Below are 6,981 nucleotides of genomic sequence, written 5' to 3'. Positions count from 1 at the left end.
CGGATGGCTGTCGTTGAGGAGCAGATCGACCTCCGGGAACCGCGCTGCGACGGCGAGGCTCACGGCGGCGGAACCGCAGAACGGCTCGATGAGCCGCTCGACGTGATTGGGGACGTATCGGAGGATGTCATCGGCGAGGCGTCGTTTGCTGCCCTGATAGGGGATCACATGCGGAACCGACGCGCGTCGCGCCGTCATTCGACGCGCGCGTCCGCGACGCGCAGCTCGTGCGAGCCGTCGGGCAGCGCCATCTCATAGTAGAACCGGAATCCGTCGCCGTGTTCCAGGACATCGACGTAGCGCACCGACCCGGAGCCATGCGGAACGGTGACCCAAGGCTCCCACGGCGTCAGGCGTTCCCAAGAACGCAGATCGAAGCTGATCGCCGCGCCGCAGCGTTCTTCGTAGTTCTCCTCGACGCCGCGCGAACCGTCGTAGAGCCCCACGAAGACGGGCGGGCGGTACGTGATCGCCCCCAAACGGGCGGCGTACGAGTCCCAGCCGTCGTCCGACGGCGAGAGGACGTCGCCCCGCCACGACCAGTCCACACCGTTCGCGCTCGTCGCCAGCCCGCTATGTGAGCGCGTGATGCCCGTGTTGTAGATGTCGCCTGTGCCGTGCATCGCGTCGTCGCTCGCGGACGCGACTGGGGTCGGCGCGTAGCTGAGCAGCATGACGTACAGCCCGCCGATTCTGTAGACGTTGGGGTCCTTGGCCCCTTCGGCGCCGATCGAGTCGGCGGTCAGCACCGTCACGCGCCGATCCGGATCGAACGCGTCGGGAGCGTCGGCAGACAGAAGATCGACGCGCCAACGCCCATCGGCGGGATCGACATAGCTGATCGCATACCGGTAGATGCCGTCCGTGGTGCGATAGAGGCAGCACCGCTCGATGGAGTCGGAGTCGAGGGCAGACTTGTGGAGGGAGTAGATATCGTCGAACCGGACGCCGTCGCGACTGACGGCGATGCGGTTCTCGACGCCGCGTTCAGGTCGCGGCAGGCGCAGGCGGTAGCAGAGATACGTGAGGTCGTCTTCGACCCAGACCGTCGGAGCGCCGACCCAGTACCCGGAGCCCGCGCCCGGAGCCTCCCGGACGACGCGTCCAGACGTCGCATCGAACTCGGGCAAGCCGCTCCACACCTTGGATCGAGAATCGGAAAAGCCTGTCACGGGTTCCGCTCCGGATCACCGTACCGGCAGAGGACACTCCATCCCCGTCTGGTTGGAGCGGAAGCCGGCTTCCAGGATTTCTTGGGCGTCGCGCGAGGTCGTCAGCCCGAACGGCGCGTCGATGCTCCTGCCGTTGGCGAGACGCGACAGAAAGTACGCGACACCGTGCGGACCCTGTGCCTCGGACGCCTCAGGCGTCCATCGCCGTCCGTCTGGGTTCTCCGGCTCGACGAGCAGCAGGCTGTCGCCCTGGATGACGATGGACCCGCGCGATCCGGTGAAGGCGGGCCCCTGGGGAGCAATGCCGCCGACATCCGTCCAACTTCCTTCGCACAGCGACAGCGCGCTCCGGTACTTCATCACGAGGACGCCCGTGTCATAGACGTCGAGGTCCTTCTTGACGAAGTTGGCGCCGACGCCGACAACGCTTTCGGGCTTGCCTAGCAGCCATGCGCTCAACTGGGCGCCGTACGAACACAGGTCCAACAGCGCGCCGCCGGGGTTGAGCACCGGATCGAACAGCCACGCCTGCATCTCCTCTGAGCAGCCGATCTCGGCAGGTCCCGCATGCGCGGCGCGGAAGTAGACGCGCGACAGCGTTCCGATCTTCCCGTCGCGAGCCATGAGCGTGGCTTCGCGCACTGCAGGTGTCCAGAACTCCGGGATGTTTACCATGAAGGGGATGCTCGAACGCTGGACGGCGGTCGTGATGACGTCCGCCTCGTCCAGCGACGTCGCCATCGGCTTCTGTAGCATCACGCCGACGCGATGCTGGGCGCACACCTCGACAATGTGGGCGTTTTCGCCGGTCGGCATCCCGACGAGAACGGCTTGGAGCGGCACGGCTTCCAGCATCTGCGCCCCGTCAAGGAAGAGCGCGTCTTCGGGACAACCGATCCGTTCGCCGAACCGGAGACGGAGCCTATCGTTCACTTCGGCTCCGGCGACGATCTCAACATCCGGCGTCGCCAGGGCTTCCTCGATGTCCTGCCAGATGCGGTCGTTGACCAAGCCGATGACCCCGATGCGGATCGGAGTCTGCATACGTATCTCCTTCGCCGGCACATGGACTCAGACGTCCGGGTCCTGCCGGAGAGCGCGAGTCGCAAGAGCGATCCGTGTGACCGGCTGCTGGTCCCATGCGCTCAGCGCGTCGAGCGCGATGCGCTGGAGCCATCCGCGATATCGAAGCCCGTGCGTCTCAGCCGCTTCGAGCTCCTCCAACAAGCCCGCCGACAGCTCGTCGCGGGTCGCCCAACGCGCGTCCGCGATCTCTTGCGTGTCCACGGGCGCGGGGGAGCCCTCCAGCCAGTCTGCAAGGAAAACGTGCGTCATCCAGTCGAGCGTTTCACTGGGATGCCCATCGCGAACGAACGTCATCTCGGCGCGGACGAGGTACCGTCGAAGCGAGATGCGCGTGCCGGTCTCTTCGTAGGCTTCCCGGGCGGCGCCCTGGCTCAACGTCTCCCCAATCTCAACGCCGCCGCTGGGAGGGCGGTATACATGGGCGGGATAGCTGGGCTTGCGGATGACCGCAAACTGCTCGCCGCGCGCGATGAGGAGGGTGACGTCGTGAAGCCTGCCCCGACTGGAAGCCGTGTACAGTAACGCCATCTCGTGATCCGAGGCGAGCCACTGCTGTCGGTGCACGGCGGGCGAGCCGAACAGAGCTTCCATCTCTGTCAGCCGCCGGTTCACATGCGCCATGAGATATCGTCCGAAACGGGAGGGCAGACGGTTCAGAGTCGTCGGTCAGGCGTCCATCTCGTGGTCGAGCATCTTGAGCAGTCGCCGCAGCATCTGCCCCGCGTTGCGCTGGCTGCAGTAGGACTCATAGGCGACCTCCAGAGCGACTCGGAGGAGGGTCCGATCCGGAGGCTCACGCGGGTCCCGGGCTTCCTCGAAGCGGTTCCTCAGCATCTCGGCAGCGCGCTCGATGTCCTTCGCCTCCGAGGCGGGCACGCGCACGCGTACTGGGGGACCGAAGATATGAAGCGATAGGGACTCGAAATCGTCCTGCGAATCCATCGGCAGACCACCTCGTCGATTCAGCGCTCGACAGCCGTTAGAGCGATGCGAGCAATGCCTTTCGCATCACATCGACCGGAGGAGCCGTGCCCGTCCAGAGCTCGAACGCGATCGCGCCCTGGTGCACCAGCATCCCGATTCCGTTCAGGACACGACACCCGTTCTCGGCGGCGCTCCGAAGCAGCGGGGTTTCCGGCGGCGTGTAGATAATATCATAGACCGACAGGGGCGCACGCAACAGCCCCGGATCGAACGCCAGAGGCGAGTTGCCTGCCATCCCGCCGGAGGTCGTGTTGACCAGCAGGTGCGCCTCTCGCATCAACGGCGCCAACGCGTCGCTCATCAGTGCGACGCCGAGCGCATCGATGCTCGTGCGCCGCGTCAGGTCTTCGGCGAGCCGCTGCGCCTTCTCCGGGGTGCGATTCGCGATCACGATCTCCGACACGCCGATACCGACGAAAGCCGCGGCAACGGCTCGCGCCGCGCCCCCGGCTCCCAGGATCACGACGCGGCGTCCCACGGGCATATCAAAACCCGCCTCGGTCATCGCCGCCAGGAACCCTCGCGCATCCGTGTTCTCGCCGTGGATCCCGTCCTCGTCGAAGACGAGCGTGTTCACCGCGCCGATCAGCTCCGCCTCCGGGCTCAGCGTGTCGACGTGTCCGACCAGGCGCTCTTTGTGCGGAATCGTCGCGTTGATGCCCCGAACGCCGGCAGCCTTCAGCCCTCGGATCGCTTCGTCCAGGTCAGGAGGCTTCACACGAAACGGCACATAGACCCAGTCCATGCCCAACCGCTCGAAGGCTGCGTTGTGCATGGCAGGCGAGCGAGAGTGCGAGATCGGATCGCCGATGACGCCGACGATATTGGTGTGACCCGTGATTGGCATCGCTGCCTCTGGAACGACGAATCTCTCCGACTCGTTCATGCGCCAACCGGACATGCGCCCTCAAACAGCGACAGGCATACGCGCGGCGGCATGTTACTCGGCGCGTCGTCAATCGGCAACGAGATCGTCGCCTGCACTTTTCGCGCTGTCGATGTCATCCGCGCCCGAACCCACGGCGTTCCACGCTACGACATCGCGCATGAAACTGACAACGCACACAGCGGCTTGACTCCTTGCACCAGTGCCTTTTGCGCTGCGAGGATCGTCAAGCCGTTTTTCCTCCAGCCCTTCGCGACGGTTTCAGGATCGTGTTCCCGGCGACTTCCGGCACGGTGGTTGTCGTGTCGATGCGCGCGCAGAGGCGGATATCCTCACCCAACCCGATCCCGTCGAGCGTTCTGCCATGCCTCCCGGATGCCATCGACTCGACCAGACGGTTCGAGAGGGATTCCCACAAGACGGCGGCGGTCGTCGCGCTGTCCGTCGGGTCGAAGGAACCGTCCGCGAGTCGCGAAACGCATGCCCCGGCGAAGAGCATGTCCTCGATCGTCAAGCGGCCTGCGGTCCCGGCGCAGGCGATCAGGACATCGCGGCGCTCGGAGCGTACGGCGTCAACAACAGCCGACAGGTTCGCGAAGCAGCCGATCAGAATGCGCGACGCTCCCGTGCAGGCTCGCAGAAGCCGCGTTCCGTTGGTCGTCGTGAAGAGGATCGTCGCATCGCGGACGCTGTCAGCAGTGTACTCCGACGGCGAGTTGCCGTAGTGGAACCCTTCGAGACGCAAGCCCTCTCTCTCGCCGCCCAGCCGCAAGCTGGGCTCCATGGGATCGAACAGGGAGAGCGCCTCCTCCGGCGTGAGAACCGGCACGACCCGCGCGGCTCCGTTGTCGAGCGCTGCCACGATTGTCGACGTCGCTCGAAGAATATCGACCGCGATTACGATCCTGCCGGACGCCTCTGCCACCGACTCCACGTCGAGCGGCAGGAAGCTCAGGACATCCATTTCTCTGGATCGCGACGGACGCCGCCTCGCCACCACGCCGATCCTCCTTCCCAGGAGCCCCAGAGCAGCCCGCGACAGTCAGGTTGACGCGAGACGCTGCGCCGGTGTAGATTGGTCTCCGGTCGGCGATTCTGGTCTCGCACAGGCTACATGAAAGGCCGCTCGCAATGAAGATCGGCGTCACTCAGATCGTCCTCGGGAGCAGCACGCTTGCCGAGTCGCTCGAGCTGTGCAACGCCGCCGGATACGAAGCCATCGAGCTGACCTTCCGCACCGGCAAGGACCTGCACCCCGACCTCTCTGCCGAAGAGCTGTCGGCAGTTCGACGGCAGTGCGACGCGGCGGGAGTCGAGATCGCAAGCGTCATCGCGAGCGGATCGCAAGGCGGGAACCTGTTGAGCGCCGACGCATCCGAACAGGCGGCGGGACGCGAGCGCGTGCGCCGCTCCGTCGAGATCGGCGCGGCGCTTGGCGTCAACTGCACGCTCCTCCATCCGGGTCAACTGGGCGTTGGCACGCCCTACGACGAGGCATGGCGTCTGTTGCGCAACGCGCTGATCGAGCTCGCGCCATTTGCCGAGGAACACCGTTGCGCGATCGGCGTCGAGAACGTTTGGAACAAGTTCCTGCTAAGCCCGCGCGAGATGCGCGAGTTCGTCGACGAGGTCGGCAGCCTGTGGGTCGGCGCGTACCTGGACACGGCGAACATGATGGCGTACGGTTACCCGGAGCACTGGGTCCAGGCGCTCGGGTCGCGCATCAAGAAGGTCCACTTCAAGGACTTCTCGCGGTCCAAGCATCAGTTCACCGACCTGATGGATGGCGACACCGATTGGCTCGCCCTCATGCGTGAGCTACGCGCGGCGGGTTACGAAGATCCCGTCATCCACGAAGTCGGCGGCACGCCCGAAACGCTCGCGGAGACGGCGCGCCGAATGCGACGTATCGTCGCTCTGTAAGGAGCCCTCTGCATCGTGCCGTCTGCACTCACCAAGCCGCCTTACGAACTCGATGCGGTGCGGCGCGAGTTCCCCGTCGTCGATGAAGTCGTCTATCTGAACACCGGTACGGCAGGTGTCTGTCCGCTGAGCGTGTCCGAACGTCTGTGGGAGTCGATGCGGGCGTTCGAGCTGGGCGGCGAATCTCCATCGGGCTGGGGCGCTGCGTGCCAGCGCATGGAAGAAGCGCGCGCCCGCCTCGCCGCCTACCTCGGCGCGACGACGGAGGAGATCGCCTTCACACGAAACGCAACCGATGGAGTGAACCTGGTCGTAGAGGGCGTCCAGTGGCGCGACGGCGACGAAGTGCTCCTGTCGGATCAGGAGCACCCGTCGATGCTGTTCCCGTGGACGTTCCTGACGCAGCGTCGGGATGTCAAGCTGCGGCGCTTCACGGTCGGTCGGACCGACGAAGAGACGCTGAAGTCCGTCGCCGACGCTTGGGCTCCCAGAATCCGCCTCCTTGCCACGAGCCATGTCACCTCGCAGACGGGCATTCGCGTCCCGACGGAGCGAATCGTCGCCTTCTGCCGCGAACGCGGAGCCCGCGTTCTGTTCGACGGAGCGCAGGCGGTCGGGCAGTTCCCCATCGACTTGAACCGCCTCGGCGTCGATTTCTACACCGGCAACGTGCACAAGTGGATGCACGGGCCCAAGGGAACCGGGTTCTTCTACGTCCGCCGTGATCGCGTCGAGGAGTTGACGCCGACATGGACAGGCGCGGGAACCGGCGGATTCACTGACGATGACGGACTCATGCCGTCGCCGAACGCTCAGCGGTTCGAGTACGGCACGCGAGATTTCGGCAGGTACGGAGGTATCGCCGCGCTCATCGATTGGCACGAAGCGCTCGGAATCGAGGCGGCGCAGTCATGGTCGCGCCAGCTCGCA

The 6,981-nt window shown here is 65.5% G+C and carries 9 protein-coding genes; 2 read left to right on the top strand and 7 right to left on the bottom strand.

The window, feature by feature from the left end:
* From FJZ36_17140 to FJZ36_17110, 7 genes are all read right to left on the bottom strand, one after another.
* Positions 1-198: hypothetical protein (locus FJZ36_17140; protein MBM3216625.1), on the bottom strand; the 198-nt coding region annotated here is incomplete at its 3' end.
* On the bottom strand, positions 195-1,142 hold the full coding sequence (locus FJZ36_17135; protein MBM3216624.1) for a hypothetical protein: 948 nt from the start codon (positions 1,140-1,142) through the stop codon (positions 195-197). The genes FJZ36_17135 and FJZ36_17140, both read right to left, overlap by 4 nt.
* Positions 1,143-1,187: 45 nt before the next feature.
* A complete protein-coding gene (locus tag FJZ36_17130) occupies positions 1,188-2,216 on the bottom strand; it encodes a Gfo/Idh/MocA family oxidoreductase (GenBank protein ID MBM3216623.1) in 1,029 nt (342 codons plus the stop codon).
* Positions 2,217-2,243: 27 nt separating this feature from the next.
* On the bottom strand, positions 2,244-2,879 hold the full coding sequence (locus tag FJZ36_17125) for an NUDIX hydrolase (GenBank protein ID MBM3216622.1): 636 nt from the start codon (positions 2,877-2,879) through the stop codon (positions 2,244-2,246).
* Positions 2,880-2,924: 45 nt separating this feature from the next.
* On the bottom strand, positions 2,925-3,200 hold the full coding sequence (locus FJZ36_17120) for a cell division protein ZapA (protein MBM3216621.1): 276 nt from the start codon (positions 3,198-3,200) through the stop codon (positions 2,925-2,927).
* A 37-nt stretch (positions 3,201-3,237) separates the two neighbouring features.
* Positions 3,238-4,128 carry a shikimate dehydrogenase gene (locus tag FJZ36_17115; protein ID MBM3216620.1) on the bottom strand — a complete coding sequence of 297 codons (891 nt, stop codon included), beginning with the start codon at positions 4,126-4,128 and terminating at the stop codon, positions 3,238-3,240.
* Between the two features lie 226 nt (positions 4,129-4,354).
* The gene (locus FJZ36_17110; protein ID MBM3216619.1) at positions 4,355-5,125 is read right to left on the bottom strand and encodes a 2-phosphosulfolactate phosphatase; all 771 of its coding nucleotides are present in this window, start codon (positions 5,123-5,125) and stop codon (positions 4,355-4,357) included.
* Between the two features lie 134 nt (positions 5,126-5,259).
* On the opposite strand from FJZ36_17110, the gene FJZ36_17105 reads away from it, so the two are divergent.
* Both FJZ36_17105 and FJZ36_17100 read left to right on the top strand, forming a co-directional pair.
* The gene (locus FJZ36_17105; protein ID MBM3216618.1) at positions 5,260-6,051 is read left to right on the top strand and encodes a sugar phosphate isomerase/epimerase; all 792 of its coding nucleotides are present in this window, start codon (positions 5,260-5,262) and stop codon (positions 6,049-6,051) included.
* Positions 6,052-6,066: 15 nt separating this feature from the next.
* A partial coding sequence (locus tag FJZ36_17100) for an aminotransferase class V-fold PLP-dependent enzyme (GenBank protein MBM3216617.1) occupies positions 6,067-6,981 on the top strand: 915 nt, incomplete at its 3' end.

The sequence above is a fragment of the Candidatus Poribacteria bacterium genome (assembly GCA_016866785.1).
In the GTDB taxonomy this organism is placed as follows: Bacteria; Poribacteria; WGA-4E.
The sequence above is the reverse complement of the archived record's forward strand: the minus strand, read 5'-3'. Positions and strand labels throughout refer to the sequence as shown.